Annotated in this window: 25 protein-coding genes and 1 other RNA gene; 11 read left to right on the top strand and 15 right to left on the bottom strand. The window is 43.3% G+C overall.

The window, feature by feature from the left end; translation table 11 throughout:
• The first annotated feature begins 31 nt into the window (after nucleotides 1-31).
• Nucleotides 32-1,033: a hypothetical protein gene (locus tag L1D21_RS00185; protein WP_239843199.1), complete on the top strand. Its 1,002-nt coding sequence runs from the start codon at nucleotides 32-34 to the stop codon at nucleotides 1,031-1,033.
• Between the two features lie 190 nt (nucleotides 1,034-1,223).
• Here the strand turns inward: L1D21_RS00185 and L1D21_RS00180 are convergent, their stop codons facing one another.
• Nucleotides 1,224-2,105: a LysR family transcriptional regulator gene (locus tag L1D21_RS00180; protein WP_239843198.1), complete on the bottom strand. Its 882-nt coding sequence runs from the start codon at nucleotides 2,103-2,105 to the stop codon at nucleotides 1,224-1,226.
• Nucleotides 2,106-2,428: 323 nt separating this feature from the next.
• On the opposite strand from L1D21_RS00180, the gene L1D21_RS00175 reads away from it, so the two are divergent.
• The 3 genes from L1D21_RS00175 (at nucleotide 2,429) to L1D21_RS00165 (ending at nucleotide 5,323) form a co-directional block, all read left to right on the top strand.
• Nucleotides 2,429-3,397, top strand: coding sequence for a hypothetical protein (locus L1D21_RS00175; protein ID WP_239843197.1), 969 nt, complete (start codon nucleotides 2,429-2,431; stop codon nucleotides 3,395-3,397).
• A gap of 145 nt (nucleotides 3,398-3,542) precedes the next feature.
• The gene (locus L1D21_RS00170) at nucleotides 3,543-4,058 is read left to right on the top strand and encodes a hypothetical protein (RefSeq protein WP_239843196.1); all 516 of its coding nucleotides are present in this window, start codon (nucleotides 3,543-3,545) and stop codon (nucleotides 4,056-4,058) included.
• Nucleotides 4,059-4,342: 284 nt separating this feature from the next.
• Complete coding sequence (locus tag L1D21_RS00165) at nucleotides 4,343-5,323, top strand: helix-turn-helix transcriptional regulator (RefSeq protein WP_239843195.1); 981 nt, start codon at nucleotides 4,343-4,345, stop codon at nucleotides 5,321-5,323.
• A 266-nt stretch (nucleotides 5,324-5,589) separates the two neighbouring features.
• Here the strand turns inward: L1D21_RS00165 and rnpB are convergent.
• An RNA gene (gene rnpB / locus L1D21_RS00160) (RNase P RNA component class A) lies at nucleotides 5,590-5,935 on the bottom strand.
• A gap of 94 nt (nucleotides 5,936-6,029) precedes the next feature.
• Nucleotides 6,030-6,872: a 16S rRNA (cytidine(1402)-2'-O)-methyltransferase gene (rsmI, locus tag L1D21_RS00155; protein ID WP_239844149.1), complete on the bottom strand. Its 843-nt coding sequence runs from the start codon at nucleotides 6,870-6,872 to the stop codon at nucleotides 6,030-6,032.
• Between the two features lie 88 nt (nucleotides 6,873-6,960).
• Here rsmI and L1D21_RS00150 point away from each other — a divergent pair, with 88 nt between their 5' ends.
• The 4 genes from L1D21_RS00150 to L1D21_RS00135 all read left to right on the top strand — a co-directional run bounded on the left by L1D21_RS00150 (nucleotide 6,961) and on the right by L1D21_RS00135 (nucleotide 10,375).
• Nucleotides 6,961-8,805, top strand: coding sequence for a penicillin-binding protein activator (locus tag L1D21_RS00150; RefSeq protein ID WP_239843194.1), 1,845 nt, complete (start codon nucleotides 6,961-6,963; stop codon nucleotides 8,803-8,805).
• Complete coding sequence (locus L1D21_RS00145; protein WP_239843193.1) at nucleotides 8,802-9,146, top strand: YraN family protein; 345 nt, start codon at nucleotides 8,802-8,804, stop codon at nucleotides 9,144-9,146. Before L1D21_RS00150 ends, L1D21_RS00145 begins: the two co-directional genes overlap by 4 nt.
• A 69-nt stretch (nucleotides 9,147-9,215) precedes the next feature.
• Nucleotides 9,216-9,809 carry a phosphoheptose isomerase gene (locus L1D21_RS00140; protein WP_028764625.1) on the top strand — a complete coding sequence of 198 codons (594 nt, stop codon included), beginning with the start codon at nucleotides 9,216-9,218 and terminating at the stop codon, nucleotides 9,807-9,809.
• Entirely contained in the window at nucleotides 9,806-10,375 is a 570-nt protein-coding gene (locus L1D21_RS00135) for a BON domain-containing protein (RefSeq protein WP_239843192.1), read from the top strand. The genes L1D21_RS00140 and L1D21_RS00135 overlap by 4 nt, the downstream gene beginning before the upstream one ends.
• Before the next feature lie 89 nt (nucleotides 10,376-10,464).
• Here L1D21_RS00135 and trpS read toward each other — a convergent pair whose 3' ends face one another.
• From trpS to rpe, 3 genes are read right to left on the bottom strand one after another with little or no spacing between them, the layout of a single operon-like run.
• Nucleotides 10,465-11,463: a tryptophan--tRNA ligase gene (gene trpS, locus L1D21_RS00130; RefSeq protein WP_239843191.1), complete on the bottom strand. Its 999-nt coding sequence runs from the start codon at nucleotides 11,461-11,463 to the stop codon at nucleotides 10,465-10,467.
• A 5-nt stretch (nucleotides 11,464-11,468) separates the two neighbouring features.
• Nucleotides 11,469-12,167 (bottom strand): phosphoglycolate phosphatase, encoded by a 699-nt coding sequence (locus L1D21_RS00125; protein ID WP_239843190.1) that lies wholly within the window; start codon nucleotides 12,165-12,167, stop codon nucleotides 11,469-11,471.
• A gap of 2 nt (nucleotides 12,168-12,169) precedes the next feature.
• Complete coding sequence (gene rpe, locus L1D21_RS00120) at nucleotides 12,170-12,844, bottom strand: ribulose-phosphate 3-epimerase (protein WP_239843189.1); 675 nt, start codon at nucleotides 12,842-12,844, stop codon at nucleotides 12,170-12,172.
• Nucleotides 12,845-13,061: 217 nt separating this feature from the next.
• On the opposite strand from rpe, the gene L1D21_RS00115 reads away from it, so the two are divergent.
• Together L1D21_RS00115 and L1D21_RS00110 are read left to right on the top strand one after the other, a co-directional pair.
• Entirely contained in the window at nucleotides 13,062-13,400 is a 339-nt protein-coding gene (locus tag L1D21_RS00115) for a hypothetical protein (protein WP_239843188.1), read from the top strand.
• Nucleotides 13,363-13,584: a DUF2970 domain-containing protein gene (locus L1D21_RS00110; RefSeq protein WP_345773461.1), complete on the top strand. Its 222-nt coding sequence runs from the start codon at nucleotides 13,363-13,365 to the stop codon at nucleotides 13,582-13,584. The genes L1D21_RS00115 and L1D21_RS00110 overlap by 38 nt, the downstream gene beginning before the upstream one ends.
• Before the next feature lie 23 nt (nucleotides 13,585-13,607).
• Here L1D21_RS00110 and L1D21_RS00105 read toward each other — a convergent pair whose 3' ends face one another.
• From L1D21_RS00105 to L1D21_RS00065, 9 genes are all read right to left on the bottom strand, one after another.
• The gene (locus L1D21_RS00105) at nucleotides 13,608-14,447 is read right to left on the bottom strand and encodes a Dam family site-specific DNA-(adenine-N6)-methyltransferase (protein ID WP_239843187.1); all 840 of its coding nucleotides are present in this window, start codon (nucleotides 14,445-14,447) and stop codon (nucleotides 13,608-13,610) included.
• Between the two features lie 62 nt (nucleotides 14,448-14,509).
• A complete protein-coding gene (locus L1D21_RS00100; RefSeq protein ID WP_239843186.1) occupies nucleotides 14,510-15,988 on the bottom strand; it encodes an AAA family ATPase in 1,479 nt (492 codons plus the stop codon).
• Between the two features lie 16 nt (nucleotides 15,989-16,004).
• Nucleotides 16,005-17,081 carry a 3-dehydroquinate synthase gene (gene aroB / locus L1D21_RS00095; protein ID WP_239843185.1) on the bottom strand — a complete coding sequence of 359 codons (1,077 nt, stop codon included), beginning with the start codon at nucleotides 17,079-17,081 and terminating at the stop codon, nucleotides 16,005-16,007.
• Nucleotides 17,082-17,097: 16 nt separating this feature from the next.
• Nucleotides 17,098-17,613: a shikimate kinase AroK gene (gene aroK, locus L1D21_RS00090; protein WP_239843184.1), complete on the bottom strand. Its 516-nt coding sequence runs from the start codon at nucleotides 17,611-17,613 to the stop codon at nucleotides 17,098-17,100.
• Between the two features lie 234 nt (nucleotides 17,614-17,847).
• Nucleotides 17,848-19,899, bottom strand: a complete 2,052-nt coding sequence (locus L1D21_RS00085) for a type IV pilus secretin PilQ family protein (protein WP_239843183.1) — start codon at nucleotides 19,897-19,899, stop codon at nucleotides 17,848-17,850.
• A 21-nt stretch (nucleotides 19,900-19,920) separates the two neighbouring features.
• Complete coding sequence (locus L1D21_RS00080) at nucleotides 19,921-20,436, bottom strand: pilus assembly protein PilP (RefSeq protein WP_239843182.1); 516 nt, start codon at nucleotides 20,434-20,436, stop codon at nucleotides 19,921-19,923.
• Entirely contained in the window at nucleotides 20,433-21,059 is a 627-nt protein-coding gene (locus L1D21_RS00075) for a type 4a pilus biogenesis protein PilO (protein WP_239843181.1), read from the bottom strand. Before L1D21_RS00075 ends, L1D21_RS00080 begins: the two co-directional genes overlap by 4 nt.
• Entirely contained in the window at nucleotides 21,056-21,637 is a 582-nt protein-coding gene (locus L1D21_RS00070) for a PilN domain-containing protein (protein WP_239843180.1), read from the bottom strand. The genes L1D21_RS00075 and L1D21_RS00070 overlap by 4 nt, the downstream gene beginning before the upstream one ends.
• On the bottom strand, nucleotides 21,625-22,704 hold the full coding sequence (locus L1D21_RS00065; RefSeq protein ID WP_239843179.1) for a pilus assembly protein PilM: 1,080 nt from the start codon (nucleotides 22,702-22,704) through the stop codon (nucleotides 21,625-21,627). Before L1D21_RS00065 ends, L1D21_RS00070 begins: the two co-directional genes overlap by 13 nt.
• Nucleotides 22,705-22,888: 184 nt before the next feature.
• On the opposite strand from L1D21_RS00065, the gene L1D21_RS00060 reads away from it, so the two are divergent.
• Nucleotides 22,889-25,423 carry a PBP1A family penicillin-binding protein gene (locus L1D21_RS00060; RefSeq protein ID WP_239843178.1) on the top strand — a complete coding sequence of 845 codons (2,535 nt, stop codon included), beginning with the start codon at nucleotides 22,889-22,891 and terminating at the stop codon, nucleotides 25,421-25,423.
• Nucleotides 25,424-25,503: the final 80 nt, after the last annotated feature.

Genomic DNA, 25,503 nt, shown 5'->3' with positions numbered 1-25,503 from the left:
TTGTCCGATGGCTTTTTCAAGGAATATTCACATGAAAACATTAGTTTTATCAGCGTTAATGGCTGTTCCATTTATTTCTCATGCAACTAGCTTTGAACCACAATTTTATGCCGATGGCCAAGGGCAGCTCATTTCTCAATCAGAAAAAGATTTTCAAGCGGAAACCCAGCTCGTTCGCCTAGGCTCATATGGCTTCTATACGGCTGATGACTTTAAGGTTAAATATGAACTTGAAGCTCAATATTCAGATAACTTCAGTCAACGTGGTCAAGATGACATTCAAGTTACTCTTGGGCGAGCAATATTAATTACAGATTATGGCTCACTTGTACTTGGACGTTCTTACTCTGGTATTTATACAGATATGTACCAACGTGTAGATATCCACCCATCAAATAACGGAGAGTTAGCCAGTAGCAATAACATGCTCTGGGAGCAAGCCACATACGGAACCAATGTATTTGCCTACGGTACACCGAGATTTGATGTAGGCAGTGGTAAATTGCGCTTTGTTACGTCAATCACCACTCCGAAAGAAGATAACGGTGCAGACAACGACGTAACAACCGGACGTATCGTTTATACATCAAAACCATTCAATCTCAGTGCAGGCCTTGTTATCGTCGACAAAGAGATGGCACCAGGAAGTGCCAACGCTGCAGAAAATTACAATAGATATTCTATTGGTGCAGACACTCAATTCGGCAATCTAACGGTCGCAGCGCTAGCAGAGCTTACAGATAATGCCTTTAGCGTCAAAAATGGCTTTCAAAGTGCAGCAAAAAACACTTATGTTGGTGCTATCAAGTATCAATTTGACAAGTTAACATTCGGTGCTTCTTACCAACATAAAACCTATGAAGGTAACTGGGAAGATGAGTCTCAGTCGCTCATCATAGCGAGTATTAATTACAAATACAGTGACGCGGTTTCTTTCTTCGTTGAGGGCGCTTTATATGATAAGGCTCCTGAAAAATTTAACGACGATTATTCAGGTGATGCACTTAATATCGGCATCAAGGTTCACTTGTAACGCTTAATACCAATCAGTAAAACATCATCAATCTCTGTGTAGGCCCCTATCTTGTTGCCAATGCCTAACCAAATGACGACAAGATAAATTGCCACCCGCCTCTAGTTAATTTATAGCCAGTTAAAACTAAAGGCGGCTTTTTTCCCCAAGTAATAGAACCATCTATTCTTAACAAAAAGTCATCCCCTAACTAAACGTAATGAATACTGAAATTATTGACGATTTTATCCATTAATCCCTTTGCAGCCGGACTTAAATGGGTATTTTGCTTAACCGCTACTTGCACTAAGCTTTTACTCTGTATCGTGCCATTAAACAGGGTTTTCACATTTTTATATTTCCCTGCCGCCAAGCTGATAGATGGGATCAAACCAATACCATCACCACTTAATACAAATTCATCAGAAACAAACTTCGAATCGACACTAATACTGCTCACTAATTTAAATTGGCATTTTAGACCATCAAAGGTTTCACAAAAAAAATAGCCATCATTAACCGTTTCAATGGGGGTCACAATCACATTATGCTGACTTAAATCTTCAATAGTTTGGGGTTCACCATGCTTGTCTAGATAGTCGAGACTGGCCACAAAATAGCATGTCATATCATCGATAACGTGATAGATAAAATTAGGGTTATTCATACTCGTTGTGGTAATCGCAAAATCACCACGAAAATTTTCAATACTCTGAGGAGAAGCTATCGTCGAAATTTTTAATGACAAGTGACTATGTTCCTTAAAATAATCAGAGATAATCTCCCTAACCAAACGGACTGCGACACCTTGATTCATAGCAATATGAACTTGATTGCTATGAAACTGTTCATGATTTATCAACGAGGCATTGATCTCATCTATCTGCTTAATGCGATCAAGCAACACTTCACCATCGCTGGTAAGAACCAACTTGCCATTAGCTTTTTCAAAAATAATGATTTGGTAATATGTCTCTACTTTTTTCAAGCGCTTATGAATAGTCGAAGATGAAACGTCCATCAGTTCTGCTGTACGAGTCAGGCAGCCCGTAGATGCTATGAGAGGAATGGTAGATAAAAAATCGATATGCACCTTAAAGGCCCCTAACCATCAGATAATATACTGCAGTATAGCGAGAAAACTTCTTGAAAAATGTTACAAAAATCGCAACTGACAGTCTAAAGAGCTGCAAATTTCATTGCCGGCACTACAAAAGCAACTCTGATGATTTAAACATCACATTTTTATCATTCCATTCATACAAGATCAAAATATGTGTCCCCCATCGCCTAAGGCCGCTCTCGGACACGATATAATAAACGTATTATATTTAAGCTTGTTGTTTAATTTTGAGCTATAGACAGCGATTAAAACCGAACATTAAATTACTACAAATATCCTTCATGATGCTGGTCGTGACGATATTTGCTATCACCAATACACCCCTAGATGGTTTTACACCAAATCTGCGTATTACTCAGCAATTTTTAAGTGACATCGCTCCCAGGGCCATGTTGATTTGCGCTTTTATTGGCGTGATCCATTATTGGGTTAATCAAAAGCTGGATTACTCCTTTAACAAATCTAAACTCAACTTAAATCAAAAGATATTTGGTCTGACTTTTTTCCTTGGCTGTTCAAACTTGTTGCTTTTTCTTAAAACAGAACGCATCAAATTAAGCCTGCGTGATCGCTATATGGTACTGCTGATTAGCCTTAGCTCTGCCGGTGGGATCAGCTGTATTTCAATATCAGCCTTAGGTATTCCGGTATACCAAATTCTCATCGCCAGTTTGGCACTTCCCTTGTTGATCGTAATCTTAGCCCTGCCATTTAACACAGGGAAATCCACTCCTATGATGAGCGGCCCAGAAATGGATGCCGAATCCAAAAGTGCCAATAAAACCCTAGCTGGCTATATTGTCAAATATCTGGTGGGTGCGAGTAAATTGATCGCCAATAAAGCCATCACCATTATGTTCTTTGAACTAATAAGAAATTCGATAAACAAATTTAATATCGATTGGAGCCATGTCGTCTACTATCCACATTTGTTGCTAAACGATCTTGGCTTTAATGCTCAAGCAGCCGAAGTCATCACCCAAGCGTGGATTGCAAAAACCGTAGCCAACCGAGAAGCAGCACTGATTGATATAGCCAACTCTGGTATTTACGATGAACTTTCACTGATACATCAAATGCTAACCATTTCTTTACTGATCAACATTGCCAGCATTGGTGCCTTAATTGTCATTGGTTTAAATATTTTGGCGCTGTTTGGCAAACAAGGTATGCAATTCTTAAGCATACTGCCTATAGCCTTCGTTATCGTTAATGTCGTGCCTATTCTACCTGTGGTTTTATATGCGCTTGTCATGCACTAAAGCGTGATTTTACTGCACGATGTCAAGCCTAAGTTTGCACAATATGGATAACTAACCCGATAAAAATTTAATTAAATTAAGCAAATTGGATTAATTCACCCACTTCAACTAATTTAAACTTTTCGGTGATTATCAAAGGCGCATTATGAAAAACTTCATCGCAGGTATTAACAATTTTTGGGTGGGACTATTTACCGGTCTCCTGTTGCCGATCATTGTGATTGCGTTTCTCCTTTACGCCACGGTACATCAGTTTACTGACCTGCTCCAAGAAAGTGCCATCAGCCCCATCGTCGAGCGAAGTGAACTCACCTTCGACAAAGTCGACCATCTACTCACAACATTGGATAACAAGGTCGAACACGCAACTGCAGAAGACTTACAAGTCGTTGCTTCTCTAAAAGATACTCATGTCATTGAAGAGCTGCAAACATTCGCCAGCAGCGTTAAACAATTAAAACAAGCCGTCACTGAAGCGGATAAACAAGCGATTGTCAGTAATGTACAAGAGAAATTGCAGCAATCATTGGCGAACAAATTTCCTCCAGAAAAAGCCAAGAAAATTAGCCAGAACCTATTAAGCATCGCTCAAATACTGGCAAGCCAGCCGCACAACGATCAACAAGGGGAATCGATTCCATTCTCTCGGGCATTAGAGTAACCAACACACTTATAGAAATGGCGCATAAATAATAATGGAGATTAAATAGCCGCTTAAACACTCAATAGGCTATCTGAAATGGGACGAGTTGGCCGATAAAACCACTGGCAAGATTGGATGTTAAAAAGTTTAAAATCATAAGGAAGTTGCTATTTGTTTTAGCTTTTTCTCTATAAAATTGCTCAATGCAACCACCGGTTGACAAAATACCAAGCCAGCTTGCTGGCCTGCAACTGGCGTAATTTATAATCTGATGGCGGTTTCAAAAAACATGAGAGCACACCATGATTCTATCAGAGAAAATCATCAAATTAAGAAAGCAGCTTGGCTGGTCACAAGAAGAACTAGCGGACAAGGTGAACGTTTCCAGACAATCGGTATCCAAATGGGAGAGCACCAATAGCATTCCCGACCTGAATAAAATTATCAGACTGGCCGGATTATTTAATGTATCAACAGACTTTTTACTTAAAGATGATATAGACACCGCTGAATACCTGAGTGAAAATTCTGAGGCCGATGTCATTCAGGTAAACCTTGAACAGGCGCTGAGCTATATTGACAATATAACAGCACAGGCTCAGTTAACCGCGAAAGGGGTCGCATGCTTTGTTTGTTCGGCTGTCCCGTTGTTTTTCTTACTGGCCTTGTCAAAAAATGAAAATGTTGCTCTTGATGCGGATATTGCAGTTGCCTTGGGGCTAATATCCATTTTTATAATGGTTGCAGCCGGGATCAGACAGGTGATTTCAACCAATCAATATAGCAGCGCCTTGGCCCCTATAGATAAAGCACCGTTTGAACTCGCGTATGGCGTGCACAGTGCATGCGGCGAAAAGCAGGAAGCCTTTACCCCAACCTATAACAACAAATTATCACTCGCGATTACCTTGTTTATTACCAGCACTATCCCCTTGTTGCTAGTTGTTATATTTATCGGTCAAGACTATTTGGTATTATTAATGTTGCCCGTCCTGCTGTTTATCGTAACGGCAGGACTATGGATTATTATTCCGGCTTCAGCCCAACATGAAGCCTATAAGCACATACTGAATGAAGGTGACAAAAACAGGGATTTAACACACAGTGAGCGACACGCTATCAAACTCGCGCCATTTTACTGGCCATTAACGGTTGCTATCTATCTGGGCTGGAGCTTATGGACGATGAATTGGGGAGTCACCTGGATTATCTGGCCAGTGGCGGGCGTTTTATTTGCCGCCCTGGTCGGACTAATGGGTTTACTTGAAAAAGATAGGAGTTAAGTTCAACTGAAAACCGAGCGACTCAACTTAAGATCGATCCCCCTGTAGCAATAACATATAGCGTGCGTAGATTTAGGAAAGTAAGCTTTAACCGGTAACCATACCTCAAAAATCTACTTGGGACTTTGTAGCGAAAATAATAGATATGATTTCTTTGGAAGATATAGCGCATTGTGTACCAACTTTTGTCTCAAGTTGTGTACCAATTGAATAATTTGAGGTAAGAGAATTGGGTAACCGCCTGAAAACAGACGATTACCACATATTCAATGAGCTAGCCGATAAGCCGGGTCCTGTCGTGGACAGTTATTCATCTAGGCCTGCAATCGCTCACAGGCTCAAGCGACCTACCCGGTTCCAACGCGAGCAGCGCCATACGGAACCCTATTTGGTCTTGCTTCGGGTAGAGTTTACCTTGCTACGGACTGTTACCAGCCGCACGGTGCGCTCTTACCGCACCCTTTCACCCTTACCAATCCGAAGATTGGCGGTCTTCTCTCTGCTGCACTTGTCGTCGGTTCACACCGCCCAGGCGTTACCTGGTACCCTGCTCTATGAAGCCCGGACTTTCCTCCCCGTTCTATTGAACGCGGCAACTGTCTAGCCAACTCGGCGCGGATTATAGCCTAATGATAAACGCCGCACCACCTTATATTGCGCCCAGATGATGCATCTGACATAACAACTTAAATTTGCATCGTAGAGATTACAAACCAATATCAAGACCATGTTTGTATAAGGCGTTCTTTTTTAAACCATGAATTTGTGCCGCAATGGCCGCCGCCTTTTTCAACGGTAACTCATCACTAAGGAGTTTTAGGGTATTAACTGCCACTGTTGGCACGGTTTCTTCTTCAATACTACGGTGACCGTGGCACATGAGTACGATTTCCCCTTTCTGCTGATTGGGGTCGCTTTTTACCTTTTCTAGTACTTCGGCGGCGGTGCCAGATAGGAAGGTCTCAAACGTTTTAGTCACTTCACGAGCCATCACGACATGGCGTTCATCGCCTAAAGCCGTCACGATCGACTCCAGACTGTGGACGATTCGATGAGGTGATTCATAAAAAATCAGTGTGCGGGGGTCTTCGCTAAGCGAAGCGAGTTTATCCAGTCGCCCCTTCTCTTTCGCAGGTAAAAAACCTTCGAATGAAAATCGATCTGAAGGTAAACCCGATGCACATAAAGCCGTAATGGCCGCACAGGGTCCCGGCAACGGCACCACATTAAATCCCGCTTCCCGCACCTGGGACACTAAATGATAGCCAGGGTCTGAAATCAATGGCGTACCTGCGTCAGAGATCAAGGCAATAGCTTCTCCAGCCGACAGTTTTTGAATAATCCACTGGGCACGATCTCTCTCATTATGATCATGCAAGGCCGTCTTACGGGTCTCGATGCCAAAGTGACTCAATAATTTTCCACTATGACGGGTGTCCTCGCAGGCGATCAGTGACACCTGATTTAGCACGTCAATAGCACGAGGGCTGATGTCTCCAAGATTGCCAATGGGCGTAGGAACAATGTAAAGCGCGACCGACAGGTCCATATCTACCTCTGCAATGATTATCACAAGACTTTCGTCTGGCGTAAGAGAAGGTTAAACTACAGCGAGCATCTTACCAGAGTGAAGACCTGTGTTAAAAAGACTGAATACAACTAAATTCATTATTGTTACGCTTTTAACGACCACTTTATTCGGCTGTGCCACCAGCACAAAGCCGGTCAAACAAGAAACGCGTTCAGTTTCCTTAGTCAGCGCACCACTAAATGCCAGCCAATATTTGGCTGATGCCGCCAATGCAAAATCGCCAGAACAGCGTGACCGCTATATGCTTCTTGCTGCACACGCTTTTATTAATCAAGGTGATACAGGCAATGCGGCACAAACATTAGCATCGATTAAAACCAGCTTAGTCCAAAAGCCAGAGTTGTTAGCAGAACACAAATATCTAACGGCACGCGTTTTAGAACTCACTTCGACTTATGATGAAGCCCTTAAAGAGCTCGAGTATCCAAGCAACTGGCAATTAGCCAATTGGCAGATGGTCTCTTACTACCAACTAAGGGCGCAACTGTACAAGCTAACCAAACAGCCTATCGAACAAGCCAGACAATTGAGTTGGTTAAGTACTTACCTACCAAGCGAACAAGCCAACGAAGTCAATGATGAGATATGGGCTATTTTACAACCTTTGCATGAGCAGACCTTATTGTCATTTAGCCAAGATAACAGCAACCCCATTTTTGCAGGTTGGTTACAACTGGCCTATATCGCTAAACATTACGCCGCCGACCCACAAGTGCTTGTACAACGCTTAGGCGATTGGCAGCATGAAAACCCAAGCCATCCAGGCGCCTTAAAGCTGCCGACAGATCTTGAGCGAGCATTAAATACTAAACCCTATAAACCAAAGCACATTGCGGTTTTACTGCCCTTAACAGGTCAAAGAGCCGCACTGGCAAATCCGGTTAAACAAGGCATTATCTCAAGTTATCTTGCCAACCCTGACGATTCGGTAGCAGTGAATTTTTACGATACAGCCTTAGGCGTGCAAGTGGCCTATCAACAGGCTGTGACTGCAGGTGCTGAGTTTATTATTGGCCCGCTCTTACCGTCAGAGGTAGACACGCTGCTACAAATTGAGCACAACAGCACCACAGCGGAAACACCTGCGCTCACTATTCCGCAGTTGTACCTCAACAACGCCGATAATCTCAGCCATAACAACGACCAATTCTTCTTCGCACTTTCGCCAACAGATGAAGCTATCGATGCCGCGCAAAAGCTTTTCGATGATGGCATTAATACACCATTATTGCTCGCCAGTAATGACAGCATAGGCAAACGCATGGCCGCGGCTTTCAATGAGAAATGGCAGAAACTGACCGGACTAGACGCTGAAGTTCACTTCTATAACGGCGGTGATGAGATGAAGGTGACAGTGCAAAAGTCACTTGGTGTTATCGACAGTAAAGAGCGCATCGCCCGTATCAAAGCCATACTTGGTAATAACATTGAGGCCGATTTTAGATCACGTCGTGATATTGATGCCATTTACATGATATCCAGCAACCAAGATTTACCACTGCTAAAGCCCTTTATCGATGTTAATTTCAGTGTCTTCGCCCAACCCGTGCCTCTGTATACCACCAGCCGTAGTCGTATTGAGAGTAACTCCCGTGATGCGGCACAAGAGCTCAACAACTTAACCATCAGTGATATTCCTATGCTGTTGCAGCCTAATCCTGAATCGGCATCCGTTTCTGCGCTGTGGCCAACTTGGAATAATGGTCAAAAACGACTGTATGGTATGGGTTATGATGCACTGGCGCTTGTTAGTAAACTAGCTCAAATGCGTGCGCTACCCGGGTATCAATATTCAGGTTTTAGCGGACTGCTTTCAGCCTCACCCGATGGTACAATCAACCGTCAGTTGAACTGGGGACGTTATCAGCGTGGCAATTTGACACCACTATGAGCCAAGCCGAGCATCTAACCCAAGGCCAACGTGGAGAAGATGCGGCGTTACGTTATTTGGAACAACAAGGGCTGAAATTGGTCGAACGTAATGTTCGCTATCCCTTCGGTGAAATTGACCTGATCATGAAACAGGGTCAAAAATGGGTTTTTATTGAGGTAAAATACCGCCAATCGAAACAATTCGGCGGTGCGTTACAAGCCATTAGTCAGGGCAAGATTAACCGGTTACGCCGTGCGGCGAGCCATTATATGCAATGCAACCAACTCGATGTTGAATGTCGCTTCGACGTGGTTGCCATCGATGCCAGCGAGATCAATTGGATCACCAATGCATTTTAGTGATCGATAAGCCTCATCACGACCTAAAGAGGCGAGTTGAACCGTTTTATTTTTTTAAGGATACAATCCATGTTAGAACGCATTAAAGACAGCTTTACTCATTCGATTCAAACTAAAATCGATGCAGCTGAAGCGCTACCTGAGTCGATAGAAAAAGCGGCTGAGATGATGGTGCAGTGTTTATTAGGTGGTAACAAAATCCTAGCCTGTGGTAACGGAGGCAGCGCTGGCGACGCACAGCATTTCTCTGCTGAACTACTAAACCGTTATGAGATTGAGCGTCCACCATTGCCTGCAATTGCGCTAACAACCGATACTTCAACCATTACCGCTATCGGTAATGATTACAGCTATGACGAGATTTTCTCTAAGCAGATTTTAGCCTTAGGCCAGCCGGGCGATATTTTATTAGCAATCTCAACCAGCGGTAACTCGGGCAACGTTATTAAAGCGATGGAAGCCGCATTAAGCCGTGATATGACTATCGTCGCGCTAACGGGTAAAGATGGCGGTGCCATGGCCGGCTTAATGGGAGTCAATGATGTTGAGGTGCGCGTACCGTCTAATGTCACGGCGCGTATTCAAGAAGTTCACCTACTGGTGATCCACTGCTTATGTGACAATATCGACCGCACCCTATTCCCACAGGACGAGCAAGCATGAGAGCTCTGCTCCCATTAATTGCAATTGTATTGATGCTCCAAGGCTGTGCTGGCGCGGTACTGGTCGGTACAGTCGGTGGTGCCATGATGATTAACGACGAGCGGAGTTTCTCTACTCAGCTCGACGATACCAATGCCGATTTTCAAATCTCCAGCGAATTAGCCAAACATGATGATTTAAGAAATCAGACCAACATTACTGGCGTAGCCATGAATGGTAACGTGCTGATGATAGGTCAGGCGCCCAATTCAATGCTCAGAGATAAGGCTATTAACCTTGTTAAAGCCCTTAATCTTGGCGGCAAGATCCATAACCAAATCCGTATTGGTAACCCAACCTCATTTACTACACGCAGTAATGACACTTGGATCACCACCAAAGTAAAGACTCGTATGATCAACGATAAAGAGCTGGATACGACTCGGATTAAAGTGGTAACTGAAAATGGAGAAGTGTTCTTGCTCGGCGTAGTGCCGCGGGATCAGGCTGACTTAGCCGTCGATATTACCCGCAATACCGCTGGCGTGCGTAAAGTGATCAAGGTATTTGATACACCAAACAGTTAAGCCAAGGGTTTAAAATAAACTCCGAAGATAAGTACTTCCTGATACAAAAAAGCCAGCTATTAGCTGGCTTTGTTAGTTAAGGCTAGATGTTAAACCAATAAACCGATTTTCTCGTAAACCTTTTTCAGAGTCACTTCTGCACGAGCTTGCGCCTTTTCTGCACCTTCATGCATCACTTGATTAAGGAAGCTTTGATCCGCTCTAAACTCTTTATAACGAGCTTGTAGTGGCTCTAACATCCCCACTACCGCTTCACCCGCAGCCACTTTAAGGTGGCCATACATCTTACCTTCAAACTCGGCTTCGATGCTGGCGATGCTCTGACCGCTGACACCCGACATTAAGCTTAATAAGTTAGATACACCCGGTTTATTTTCAACATCAAAACGTACCACTGGTGGCTCATCACTGTCGGTCATCGCTTTCTTAAGCTTCTTCATAACCGCTTTAGGATCTTCAAGCAAACCGATAACATTGTTACGGTTATCATCTGATTTAGACATCTTCTTCAGCGGATCTTGCAGTGACATCACCTTTGCGCCTAATTCAGGAATAAACGGCTCCGGTATAGTAAAGGTTTCACCATAAGCGTTATTAAAGCGAGTGGCGATATCACGAGTCAGCTCAAGATGTTGCTTCTGATCTTGACCAACAGGGATTTCGTTTGCTTGATAAAGCAAAATATCGGCCGCCATCAATACTGGGTAACCAAATAAACCCACGTTGATGTTATTAGCATGCTTTTGCGACTTATCTTTAAACTGCGTCATGCGATTTAACTCACCCATCTGGGTGTAACAGTTCAGCGCCCAACCCAGTTGAGTATGCTGTGGCACTTGTGACTGAATAAATACCGTGCTCTTTTTCGGATCGACACCGCAAGCAAGATACAGCGCCAAGGTATCTAAACAGGCTTCACGTAGCTTAGCGGGGTCTTGGCGAACCGTGATCGCATGAAGATCAACCACACAATAGAGGCAATCATGACTATCTTGCATCGCAACCCATTGACGTAACGCGCCCATGTAGTTACCAATGGTTAATTCACCAGACGGCTGGGCACCGCTAAGAACGATAGGTTTAGTCATAGGTTTTATTGCTCCAATACTTGTGGGCGATCAATTATGTGCGCCACTACTTCACTAAAATGTTCACAAACGGCGCTTGGGCCGCTAAGGCCAATATCTTCACCGTAGTTATAGCCATAGGTCAAGCCGATCGAGCAAATACCCGCAGCTTGAGCGGCAAAAATATCGTTTTTAGAATCTCCCACCATCAAAAGTTGTTCGGCAGATAACTGCCACTTATCCAACAAATGCGTCAACGGCAAGGGATCGGGTTTCATTTTCTCAAGAGAGTCACCACCCAATATTTCACTAAAATGATGGTCGATACCGAAAGCTTTTAATAGCGGGATGGTAAAACGATAAGGCTTATTGGTGACGACAGCTAATTGATAGCCCGCTTGAGAAAGCTGCTCTAAGGCTAGTTTTACACCTTCATATAACTGACTATGCTGCTGCAAATTTGCTTGATAATGCTTCATAAACAGCGGCATCGCTGCTTGCAATTCGTCGCCATCAACAGCGCGTTCTTTAGCAAAAGTGAGCGCACGCTCGATCAGTTTTTGCGCACCGTTACCCACCCAAGCGCGCACCTGAGTTTCATTACATTGGCCCAAACCTAGCTCATCCAAGGTCGCTTGAGTGGCGACATAAAGATCAGGCACGCTATCGATCAAAGTACCATCTAAATCAAAGGCAATTGCCTTAATCTGTTTGCCATCAATCATGCTTATTGGTCAACCTTAGCCAATTCTGCACGCATCTCGTCAATCACCGCTTTATAATCTGGCTTATTGAAGATGGCAGAACCGGCCACAAACATATCGGCACCGGCTGCTGCAATTTCAGCAATATTATCGACTTTCACACCACCATCAACTTCGAGACGAATATCATAGCCACTGGCATCGATACGCTCGCGTACTTGGCGAAGTTTGTCTAACGTCGAAGGAATAAATGATTGACCACCAAAACCTGGGTTAACCGACATCAACAAGATCACATCGAGCTTATCCATGACATAGTCGAGGTAATGCAGCGGCGTACCGGGGTTGAACACTAACCCAGCCTTACAGCCCGCTTCTTTAATGAGTTGCAGCGTACGGTCAATATGCTCTGATGCTTCTGGGTGGAAGGTAATAATCGAAGCACCAGCGTCAACAAAATCAGGAATAATACGATCGACCGGTTTAACCATGAGATGCACGTCAATATCGGCTGTGACGCCATAATCACGAAGCGCCTTACACACCATAGGGCCTATGGTTAAATTAGGCACATAATGATTGTCCATCACATCAAAGTGCACCACATCGGCACCGGCATTCAGCACAGCGTCGACATCTTCACCTAAACGGGCAAAATCGGCAGATAAAATTGAAGGAGCAATTAAAAATGGGCGCATAACAACACTCGTTAATCTGGGTAAGAATTACGCTATTCTACCTTATTGGCTTGTTGCCTCTCTAGGCTTTATCGAGGAATAAGACGACATTATCAATAAAATGAATTATTTTATTGTCCCAGTTTCATCCCGAACAAAATTTGTGTTCAAAATATAACCTTATTTGCTATAATGCGGCCAAACGTTGTGTTTGCGTATTATTCAACAGGAAGTAGTAATGCAGAGTAAAGTCAAACTTTCAGTTAACCTAAAATCGATAGCAGCGGTTGCCGCTATGACGTTTGCTGTAGGGCTGCTAGCTGTAAACATGACTCGCTCCACCAATGATACTGCTCAATCTGAGGCTTGTGAGTGCCAATATAACTCGGCATTGCCTGCCAGCCATCCTAACAATCGCTGTGCCCAAACAACTGACGATGTCAGCTGGAAAAACTGGTTAGTGGGTAATAGCCGTTCGAGCCAATTCCATTTTCTCGATCTGTTAGAATTACTTCACGGCCATAACAATCGTCCTATCGATGATGTTAATCCTACGACCCAACAAAACAGCTTCTAAACGCCCATCTATAATACAACTGCTACTGAGCACCTTAGCGGCATTTTTTGGTGTGCAGAGTCAAAACAATCGACATAAAGACTTCCAATCGACATCACCTCTCCCCTTTATCATCATGGGAATAGCGCTGGCAATACTGCTTATTATCTCATTGATTATGATTGTAAATCTTGTCTTGAGTTAGCTTAACGATACGAAGGTAATGCTTTAATCATTCTCGTTATGATAGCGATCATCATAGAGCGCCATTAGCTCATCCACTTTTTTACGTCCGTTACCATTTTGACTGATATTACGTTGTACCTGAATGGTACTAAAACGGGCACCATGATAGAGCTCACGAGTCAGCGGAATATCATGGTTACTGATCAGTACAGGAATACCTCGTTCAATCGCAGTATGACGAGCGTGTCTCGCCAGTAAGGCTTGATCGTCCAAGCTAAAACCTGAACCAACGTAGGTAGTAAAGCTCGAAGTGGTCGACAGCGGAGCATATGGTGGATCGCAATATACAACATCGCCGGCTTGAGTCAGCTCAAAGGCTTTTTCATAGCCAATACAACGAAACTCTGCCGCCTGAGCTTTCTCGGCGAATGCCATTATTTCATCGTGGGGAAAGTAAGGCTTTTTATATGAACCAAAGGGCACATTAAAACCGCCTTTCTTATTGTATCGACACAGGCCATTAAAGCCATGGCGATTCATATACAGGAAGTAAACTGAGCGCAGGAAAGGATCTTGAGTCTGATTAAACTCATTACGGACCTGATAATAAACTTCTTTATCATTTTTAGCGTCGGCAAACATCGCCTTAGCCGCCGTAATGTATTTCTCAGGTGTCGATTGGACAATTTTATAAAGGTTAATCAGATCATGATTAATATCGCACAACAGATAGCTTTCATAATCAGTATTGAGAAACACCGAACCCGCGCCAACAAATGGCTCTACCAATCTCTCGCCTTGAGGCAGATGTTGGGTAAGAGATTCAACCAGTTTAAATTTTCCACCGGCCCATTTAAGAAAGGCTCTTTGTTTTTTTCTCATCTAAATTGATTGAATACGCTATGAAAACAAGTCATCGATTGTACTCTGTTTATTTTTAAATTTCACGAGCTAGGAAGCGCATGTTGTAATTGATATTCAGATAACTCAGTCCAGTTTCTTAACCAAGGTGTGGGTAGAGATAACTCTTGCTGTAAACGTTTTGCCTCTTGCCGAGCCTGTGCGGCGGTTTCATAAAAACCAAAGAGCAAGATCCATCGCTGCCGATACTTGGCAATTTGTATCCCATCACTCGACGCTAATTTATCTATCAGTGGCTCTAATGACTCGGGGCGCTTAACACTCGCAAGCTGCAACACATAGCCAGATGTGGGTCTAACTGGTGAAGGCTGGCTCGATAATTCACTATTGGAGGGTTCAGTTTTAACTGGAGAAACTGATTTCTCAATCGTCGGACTTGGCTCTGCGGCAAACAGCTCGACGGCCTCATTGGCTGATGTATCTTGAAATTGCTCGCTTTGCTGCATCTCATTCACACTGGCTTCTTCAGCAACAAGTTCTGTCAGCTCAGGTTGGATGACGGTTTCATTCTCAGTGGTGGATGGCGAATCTAACTCGTCTGCCATATGTTCATCTAAACTTGCTTCTTGTACAACTGACAGTTGCGCATCTTGGTTTATTTTTGATACGAGTGGCAGTACATGCGCTTGTCTCTGTTCAAAATAAGGCGCCAATAATAATTCAGCATAAGCATCATTGGCTTTAGTGGCGTTCACCGAAGCCACTGTAGGTTGCGGCGTTATCTGCGCCGTTTTAGGCTCAGGGAATATCATCGAGTATCCCAAAACCATTATCGCCAACACCACTACACTGACCAAAGTAGGTAATAGCCAAGATCTAGCGACCGCGTGACTGTCGTCCCCCTCCAAAGCTAGCGCGAGTAATTTAACCACCTCACCAGGCAAGCCTTGTTGCTGTTGCAATTGCTGATGCACTATCTCTCTTGGCGTAAACGGGGTTTGCTCACTACGTTGCAACAAGGTGTAATATAAACCCTCCCTTTCAACTTGAGACAAGGCTTCAATCGTCATAGGCAACAACAGTTGATGTTGTGATTCGGGTAGCTCAGTCAATAATTGCGACAGAAAATGAAACGGCGTAGTTAATGTCAGAGAGATACTTTTCCCGGCTAGCGCCAACTGGCTTAAAACAATGCATTCAGCCCAAATCTCTAGCGGCAAGTGGTGTGCATCATCAAGTACGATATGACACTGTGTCGGCAATGAATCGGCAAGATCGAGCAAAGTTTCAGGCAATGGAAGTTCATCGTCAAATAGCGGCTCAGATAACAGTTGTACTAAAATTTTACGCCTGATTTCAGCGCTATCGGCATGCTGTGGACAAGTTACTAAGGCCGAACTGACGCCCTCCAATTCATCCACAAGTGCGGTAACTATGGTGGTTTTTCCAGAGCCGAAATCACCCGTCAGAACCGTGAGTTGCTGACCATACAAAGCGACATGCTGCAGTCGATGCAGTAAAGATTCTTGGCTAGGTAAAAGAATAGCAGTTTGAATAGTCACAGCGTCACCTGAGCAGTTAAGTGCGGCTGATAACCTCTTCGAGTAGTGATTCTGGCACCTCACTATAGATGCCAGCCTTGCCGATACTCTCAGGCAACACTAATCGAAGTTTACCCTGAAGTACTTTTTTATCGCGGCGCATATGCTTGATGAATTGTTCAAAACCCATCGTTTCTGGCGCTGTAATTGGCAAGTCAAATGCCTTAATTAACTGAGTAATGCGCGTTACGCTTGCTTGATCAATCAGCTTCATTGCCGCAGCAGTTTGCGCCGCTAACACTGTTCCTGCAGCAACGGCTTCGCCATGTAACCATACGCCGTAACCCATTTCAGCCTCAATCGCATGGCCAAAAGTGTGTCCTAAATTCAGCAGTGCGCGTACACCTTGTTCCGTTTCATCTTGTGCGACAACGTCGGCCTTTATCTGACAGCAGCGGGCAATAGCATATTTTAATGCCTGCTCATCCAAAGATTTTAATGCTGCTACGTTATTTTCTAGCCAAGAGAAAAAGTCACGATCCCAAATAATCCCGTACTTGATGACTTCCGCCATACCTGCGGCAAATTCTCTTACAGGTAAGCTTGAAAGACAGTGAGTATCTATCACCACTAATTGAGGTTGATAAAAAGCCCCAATCATATTCTTACCCATGGGATGATTAACTGCGGTTTTGCCACCCACAGATGAATCAACTTGCGATAAGAGTGTCGTTGGTACTTGGATAAAGTCGACACCACGTTGATAACAGGCAGCGGCGAAACCGGCCATATCACCAATCACCCCACCACCAAGCGCTAAAATAATGGTATCTCGCCCCAAATTCTGCTGTAGTAGTGAGGTAAAAATAGCATCCATTTGAGTGAGGGTTTTGTACTGTTCACCATCGGGAAGAATGACAGGTTCAGCACAGAAAGAATGGGTCAGTAGCGCCTGTACTTTCGCTAAATACAAAGGCGCTACTGTATCATTAGTTACGATCAACACTTTTTTATTCTGAATCGCCGCTAAAAATAGCTCGGGCTTCTCCAGCAGATTCGGGCCAATATAGATAGGGTAACTACGTACTCCAAGCTCAACCTGAATCTGTTCCATGTGACCGCCTAAATGATTAAAAACCTAACTGTTCGATGATTTGATTAGCAACCACCTTTGCACTCTGTTCATCGGTTTTAACGATGACATCGGCAATCTCTTCGTAAAGTGGATTACGAATAGCAGCAAGGTTCTCTAACACCTCGCGAGGATCATCAACTTGTAATAATGGGCGACGCTTATCACGTTGAGTACGCGCAACTTGCTTATCAATAGTTGTTTCTAAATAAACCACAATACCGCGAGCTGACAGGTTGTTTCTAATATCTTTGCTCTGGATTGATCCGCCGCCGGTAGCTAAAACAATACCTTGTTTTTCAGTTAAATCAGCGACAACTTGTGTTTCGCGACGACGAAATCCTTCTTCGCCTTCAACGTCAAATACCCACGCGATATCCGCACCTGTACGGCTTTCAATTTCTTGATCGGAATCGTGGAATTCTAAATGGAGCATCTGCGCCAGATGACGACCTATAGTGCTTTTACCAGCCCCCATAGGACCTACTAGGAAAATATTACGTTTTTCAGCCATTGCTTTTACGTCTGAATCTTATATGAAGTTTGCCTACGTCAACCAGAAAATCAGGCCGACCTTAAATGTTACCTTGCTCTAATGAGACTTGACCATGGATTATCTCAGTTAACTCACCTTAAAGGCAAGAGATGGGAGTAAATTCTGTGAAATTATACTATTCGACTAAAAAGCCAGCGCAAATGCGCTGGCTTTTTCAACTATCTTTTCTCTGAGCGAGAATTAACCCATAGATTAAAGTTTTTCAGAGATGATTTTAGGCGTCACGAAAATCAATAGCTCTTGACGTTCGTTCGAGTCAGAAGTATTTCTAAATAGATAACCCAAGAATGGAATATCACCTAATACAGGTACCTTGCTCACACTACTGATCAATTGTTGCTGATAAATACCACCTAAAACAATTGTCTCACCATGATCCACCAGCACTTGAGTTCCGATACGCTGAGTATCGATAGAAACCGCTTGCCCTAATGGAGTATCTACGGTTTTACCTTGTGCATCTTGAGTGATTTCAAGATCTAAGATAACGCGATTATCTGGCGTAATTTGTGGCGTCACACGTAACGACAATACAGCCTTCTTAAATTGTACTGTCGCAGCACCGCTTGAAGCAGACTCAACATAAGGGATTTCAACACCCTGCTCGATATAAGCCGCTTTTTGGTTCGAAGTAGTGATACGTGGACTGGCAATAATTTCACCCTTACTCTCTTGCTCTAGCGCGCTCAATTCAAGGTCGAGTAAGGTACCATCGGCAAGTTTAGCAACGTGGAATGCGATACTTGCTGGGTTAGATGCTGCAGCGGGTAAATTAACGTTCAATCTATCATTGACACTAGGCACAATACCATTCGCGATATCTGCCGCACCGGCGATAGTTCCCGATGTACCTTTAGAGCCTTGCTGATCGGTAACACCCCATTTGATCCCAAGATCTTCAGCAACACTGTCTTTAACTGTCACCATGCGTGATTCGATCAACACCTGACGGATCGGAATATCTAACACCTCAATCAGACGGTGAATATTCTCTAAACTTTCTTCAGTGTCTTTAACTAACAGGGTGTTAGTTCGATCATCAACGGCTACGGAACCTCTACCCGATAGCAAACTTGAATCATCACCTTTTAACAACGCAGCAATGTCTGTCGCCTTGGCATAGTTAATTTGCAAATACTCAGAATAGAGTGGTGCTAGTTCTTGTACTTCTTGTTTATTCTTTAGTTCTTGGCTTTCACGAATAGCAATTTCTTCGGCGGGTGCCACCATTAAAATATTGCCTTCAATTCGCTTATCTAAGCCCTTGGTTTGTAGAATCAGATCCAGTGCTTGATCCCAAGGTACATCGTCTAAGCGAAGTGTAATATCACCTTCGACACTGTCACTGGTCACTAAGTTAAAGTTGTTATAATCGGCGATGATCTGTAATACGGTACGAACTGAGATACTTTGGAAGTTCAACGACAATGAGCGACCATTATATTTTTTCTCTTCCTTTTCCACTGTCGCCTTTTCGGCCTTAGCGATGCTCAGACGGAAAAGATTACCCTCTTGTTTATAGCTGTAATCATATTGACCTGAAATATCCACCAATACTCGTGTCGTTAAATCTTCTTTGAAGGTCTCAAAACTTTTCACTGGAGTGGCAAAATCACGCACATCCATAACGTAAAGCAAATCGGAATTAATGTCAGTGTTATAGAGTTTGACCTCTAATTTAGCGCCCACTTGCTCGACGTTGGCCGCTACCGAGGCATTATTCAGATTAACCAGTAATTCACCACCGCCATTAGCACCACGACGAAAATCAATGGTTTTTACCGCATTAACGAAAGGATTAGAAGCAGTATTACTACCACTGGCAATTTCATCATTAATAGTAAGTCGATATGTATTGCCTACCACTCTTCCTTGATAAGCTTTTACCTTAGCTAAATTAACCTGCACTTTTAATTGTGCGCTATCCTGAGTGATTGCAACCGATTTCACATCAACGTTATTAATCGGTAGCGTATCTTTCTCCAAGTTAGAAGTACTATCATCGAAACCCAAAACGATTTGGGCCGGTGATGCATTCAAGTTAATTTGAGGCTCTGTAACACTCTCTTCAAATACCAACTGTAATTCCAGTTGATGATCAACAACCGAGTGATACTTTACATCTACCAAACGGTTTGCAGCAGAAGAATACGGCGCCACACCTAAAGCTAAAGCCAAAATTAATGCTGCTTTAAAAAAAGGTGACATATTTAATAATGCGTTTTTTGCGGCAGAAGATTCCATTATTCCCTCATCCTTCGCTCGTTATCCACCAGTAAGTTCCATGTTGCTCATCCTTTCAGCCCAGCAACCAGTTCCATCCGGAATTAATTCAATTATTTCGATTGTTTGTGGTGTTACTTTAGCAATTTTGCCGTGATAAAGCCCCAAATATTCACCGATCCCTAAACGATAAACACTACCATCATTAGTTTCGATTAATGCCCAAATTTGTTTATCTTCGCTTAAGGTACCACGCATCTTAAGATTATCTAGTGCATATGTTTCCAATCGCCCTTTTCTTCTTTTCAAATCAGGCTGTAAACAATCTTTTGTGGTATCGACAACTTCTTCCGTCAATTCACGCGAAGGGGGTACAAACGGACTACGCATTAAACTTGCTTGATAACTAAAATGCTCAAACTTAGGTGGTTCTTTTAACGGTGGAATACGCGCAACATGTTCAGCTTTCGTCGTAGTGACGAACTGTTCTAAATCGCTACGGTCTCCCATACAGCCAGTAACTAGCACACTCAGGATCAATAGGGAAAGCTTCTTCATTTCTTAGCCCCCTTTTTTGCATCCTTTTCTTTAGGCAACTCGGCACCCTCTTTGAAACGATAGGTTTTAGCTAAAATTTCCATCGCTAAGTTACCAGAATCATTTCGTTTAATCACAAAATCATGCAAGCTGACGATACGTGGAAGTTTCGCTACATCACTAACAAATTGCCCCATCTCATGATAATTACCACTCACAGACATGCTAATTGGGAATTCAATATAAAAATCGCGTTGAACTTCTTCTTTCCATTCTAAACTTTGAATGCCTAATGCTGAATCAGTCGCCACAAAGGTTAAGTCATCTAATAAACCGGGCATCTCATTCTGCGATGGCAGCATCTTCAACAATTCAGCAAATTGTACTTCCATAACGGCAAGCTGCTCTCGATATAGCTTAAGATTAGCTGCTAATTGATATTTCGCTTTAAAATCATCTCGCAAGGTGACTTCTTTATCTTGTTCGCGCTGCAAAATATCGATGGAATCTGAAACAAAAAGGTAATAACCCGCAATAAAAATAATTATTGCGAGGAAAGCAGCAAAAACCACTTTAACTTGTTTCGGCCAACCGCCAATGTTCTCGAAGTCGATATCATTAAATTCACTCAAATCGAGTTTCATTTGCTGGCTCCTTCAGCTGGCTTTTCACTGTTGGCATCTTCCTCACCAATTGAAACGCGTAGGCTAAATCGCTGCAATTGACGCATCTCTTCGTTTTGGGAAACGATAGAGCGCATATTTGGATCGTGTAACCATTGTGACGTTTTCACCTTTCGCATCATATTTGCGACATTGTTATTCGATTCACTACGTCCCTCAATCCAAAGTAGGCTACCTTTTTTCTCAATACTAGAGAGGTATATTCCTGGCGGTACAATACGCACCAACTCATCCAATACATGGGTTGGTAAGTTTCGAGCCTGCTGTAGATTTAGAATAATATCTGTTCGGCGCTCAATATCTTTTTTGCGCTCTTTAATCTTTTTAATTTCGGCAATCTGTTTTTCTAATAATTGAATTTCTGATTGAAGATAAGCATTTCTGCCTTTTTGCTCTTCGGTCATCATATCAACCACCGTTAACGCTAAATAGACAACCAAAGATGCGCAAATAAAAACGGCCGCTAATATTCCTAAATAATCACGCTTTTGTTTTTCTCTTGCCTCTTCACGCCAAGGTAATAAATTTATGTTCGCCATTCAGAATAACTCCTCAGCGCCAATCCACAAGCGACCATATATTTATTAATATTGGGCTGCAAAGCGGTTTTTAACTCATCATCGGCATAAAGACAACCTTGGAATGGATCAGCAATTATCGTGTGCACACCCAATTCATTAGTGAGCAAATTTGCCATGCCTTCCAATTTAGAAGTACCACCACATAACACAATATGGTCGACTTTATCTTTACCGCTAGAAGTGCAATAGATTTGAATTGTTCTTTTAATTTGCTGTAAGAGTTGAGTTTGAAACGGAGATAAAACTTCAAACATATAGTTGCGTGGTAAATCGCCTTCCACTTTGGCCTTTTCAGCTTGCTCATGATCCATACCATAAAAAGAAAGGATAGATTGAGTAAACTGCTCACCGCCAAAGGCTTGCTCACGAATGAAGGTTGTTTCGCCACCTTCAATCACAGCGACTGTAGTCATATTGGCACCAATGTCGACCAATGCAACCACTTTGTTTTCAGCATTTTCGGGTAATTGTGATGCGATTAACTCAAACGAACGGCCTAAAGCATAACCTTCAATATCAACCACTTTGGTTTCTAGGTTAATGCCATCAAGGCTCTCAACGCGCGCATCGATATTTTCTGTTCGGCAAGCACTGAGTAGCACATCCACTCGAGACGGGTCGGTAGCATTCACGTTCAGAGTTTCGAAGTCGATACTTACTTCATCGAGTGAATACGGAATAAGGTTATCCGCCTCAATCTCAATCTGAGTTTCCATCTCTTCTTCGCTCAATGCGGCATCCATATAGATAACTTTGGTCATTACCGCCGATCCCGAAACCGCAACGGCTGCATATTTCACCGTTTTGGGAAGCGATCGCTTAATGACTTTTAGTGATTCTAAAACAGCATCTGTATCCCGAATTTCATGATCATTAACCGCACCTTTTTTAACTGGCACAGCCGTGTGACTCAATATTTTATAGCCATCAGCAGTCTTACTCAGCAGTATTGCTTTTATTTCGTGCGAACCGATATCGATCCCCACCATCTGCGGAGCCTGACGCTTCCATAAGTTTGAAAGCATAGTCCATTGTCACTTTTGTTATAGTTTCAGAATTAGATTAGCACAAAATCAACCCGTTATAGATATTAATATAAAATGTTTGCAACATTTGCAATGGCCATTTTTTTGACCATTATTTTTACTTCACCATTAGCGACTCGCCTTATATACTGTTGTGCCTGCATTACAATATTGGAATCGTCTGGTGAAGTGGTTTAAACGAATTATAATTGCGCTATTTAGCCTCACCCTTTTAGGGATAGCTGCCATCGCCGCCGCTTACTTTTATGTACTTCCTGAACTACCAGATGTTACTACCTTAAAAACGGTAAAGTTGCAGACGCCACTGCGTATATATAGTCATGATGGCAAATTAATTTCACAATTTGGTGAAAAACGCCGGATTCCTATTGAATATGAACAAGTCCCTGAACAATTGATCAATGCGGTACTCGATACCGAAGATGCACGTTTCTTCGAACATAAAGGGATCGATCCTATCGGTATTTTGCGTGCTGCGGTCATATTAGCGACCACAGGCAAAAAAAGCCAAGGTGCCAGTACCATTACTCAGCAGGTTGCTCGTGGCTTTTTCTTATCAAGAGAAAAAACCTATATCCGAAAGATTAAAGAGATCTTCTTAGCCTTAAAAATTGAACAAGCACTGAGTAAGCAAGAAATCTTAACTCTCTATCTCAATCGCTCGTTTTTAGGTAACCGAGCCTATGGCGTTGGTGCGGCTGCGCAAGTGTATTATGGTAAAGAGCTTGATCAACTAACCCTGCCTGAAATGGCCATGATTGCCGGTTTACCTCAAGCACCGTCTGCAGCTAACCCGATTAGAAACCCTGAGCGAGCCAAAAATCGCCGCAACTGGGTACTCAGCCGAATGCTGGAAAAAGAAAATATAACTCAGGCACAATATCAAGCTGCTATCACTGCACCTGTGACCGCCAGATATCACGGCGCGGAAGTTGAGTTGTATGCTCCCTATATTTCTGAAATGGCGCGTGATTATTTAGTTGAAAAGTATGGCGAAGAAGAAGCCTATACTGGTGGATATAACGTTTATACCACTATCGACTCAACGCTACAGCTCTATGCTCAGCAGGCACTTAGAGACAATGTGTATTCCTACGATGAACGTCATGGTTATCGCGGTGCCACTAAGGTGCTGTGGCAAGGTGATGTCCCAGCCACTGAGCAGATCATCGATAAACTTGATGAAACACAAGCCTTCCAAGGATTGATTCCAGCAGCAGTATTAAGTCTTGCAGAGCAAAGCGCGCAAGTACTGACTCCTGATGGACAAACGCATACTCTGACCTGGGCAGGGCTTCAGTGGGCGCGTAAATTCATCAGCAATAAACGTCAAAGCAAAGCCCCTAAGCAGGCTTCAGATGTGCTTACCGTGGGCGAACAAATTTGGATAAGACACAATAATGATATCTGGCAATTGTCTCAAATCCCCGAAGTAGCCAGCGCTATTGTGTCTGTTGACCCCCATAATGGTTCGATCAAAACCTTGGTCGGTGGCTATAGTTTCTATACCAGCCAATATAACCGTGTGACCCAAGCCAAACGTCAGTTAGGCTCAAATATCAAACCCTTTATCTATACCGCAGCCCTTGAAAAAGGTTACACCTTAGCAACCCTGATCAATAATGCGCCGATCAATAATGCCGATATTCGTCAGGGCACCGCATGGCGTCCGAAGAACTCTCCAGACAAATATACTGGGCCAACTCGATTACGCGTAGGCTTAGCGCAATCGATTAACGTCATGTCAGTGAGAGCCATGCGCTATACAGGCCTAAATACGGCTATAGACACTTTGGTTAAGTTTGGTTTCGACCGCGACGATTTACCCAAAAATGAATCATTAGCACTCGGTTCGGCATCAGTAACGCCACTTCAAGTGGTCACAGCTTTTTCTGTGTTTGCTAATGGCGGTTATAAAGTCGAGCCCTATTTTATCGATCACATTAATAATGCTTACGATCAAGTCGTGGAAGAGTCTAATCCCACCTTAGCCTGTACTCCACCAGCAACAGAAGCGCCCGTAGCGGACGATCCTTTTGCGGCTATGGCTAAAGAGTTAGCCACAAGCGATGAAAATACTGCGAAAGTTGCCGATAACGGTTGTGCTATCGATGCTCGACATGCACCAAGGATTATTTCGGAACAAACCGCCTTCCTTATCACCGAAGCCTTGAAGAGTGTAATTTGGGGCGGTGGTGACTGGAATAAAGGCACAGGCTGGAACGGTACCGCTTGGCGGGCCGCACGAGTAGTCAACCGACATGATATCGCGGGTAAAACGGGTACGACTAACGAATCCAGAGACACCTGGTTCAGTGGGTTTAATCCTAATTTAGCAACCACAATTTGGGTTGGTTTCGATGATCACAGCATTGAACTTGGCCGTACCACTTGGGATGCTAATGGCGCTAAAGACCAAATATCTGGAGCAGAAGCCGGTGCAAAAACCGCGGGCCCAGGCTGGAACGAATTCATGAAAAATGCCTTGGCAGGCACCCCTGAAGTTCCTTCTCAACCTCCAGAAGGTATCGTCTCGGCGCGTATCGATCTTGCCACGGGTAAACTCAGTAGAAAAACCGACTACACCACCGCATTTGAATACTTCATTCGCGGTACCGAGCCAACCGAATTTGCGACCGAACCGGAAGAACAAGAAAATATCTTCAATGAAGATCCTGTTGAGGAATTATTTCAATAATAATCAGTAAAAATGGGTTACCAAAATCGATTTATTTTTCAGCATAAAATGCGGATAAATAAGAGATAACCAGTGAATTT

It is taken from the genome of Shewanella sp. Isolate11 (assembly GCF_022398315.1).
GTDB lineage: Bacteria > Pseudomonadota > Gammaproteobacteria > Enterobacterales > Shewanellaceae > Shewanella.
Note: the sequence above shows the minus strand (reverse complement) of the source record. Positions and strands in the feature narration are given on the sequence as shown.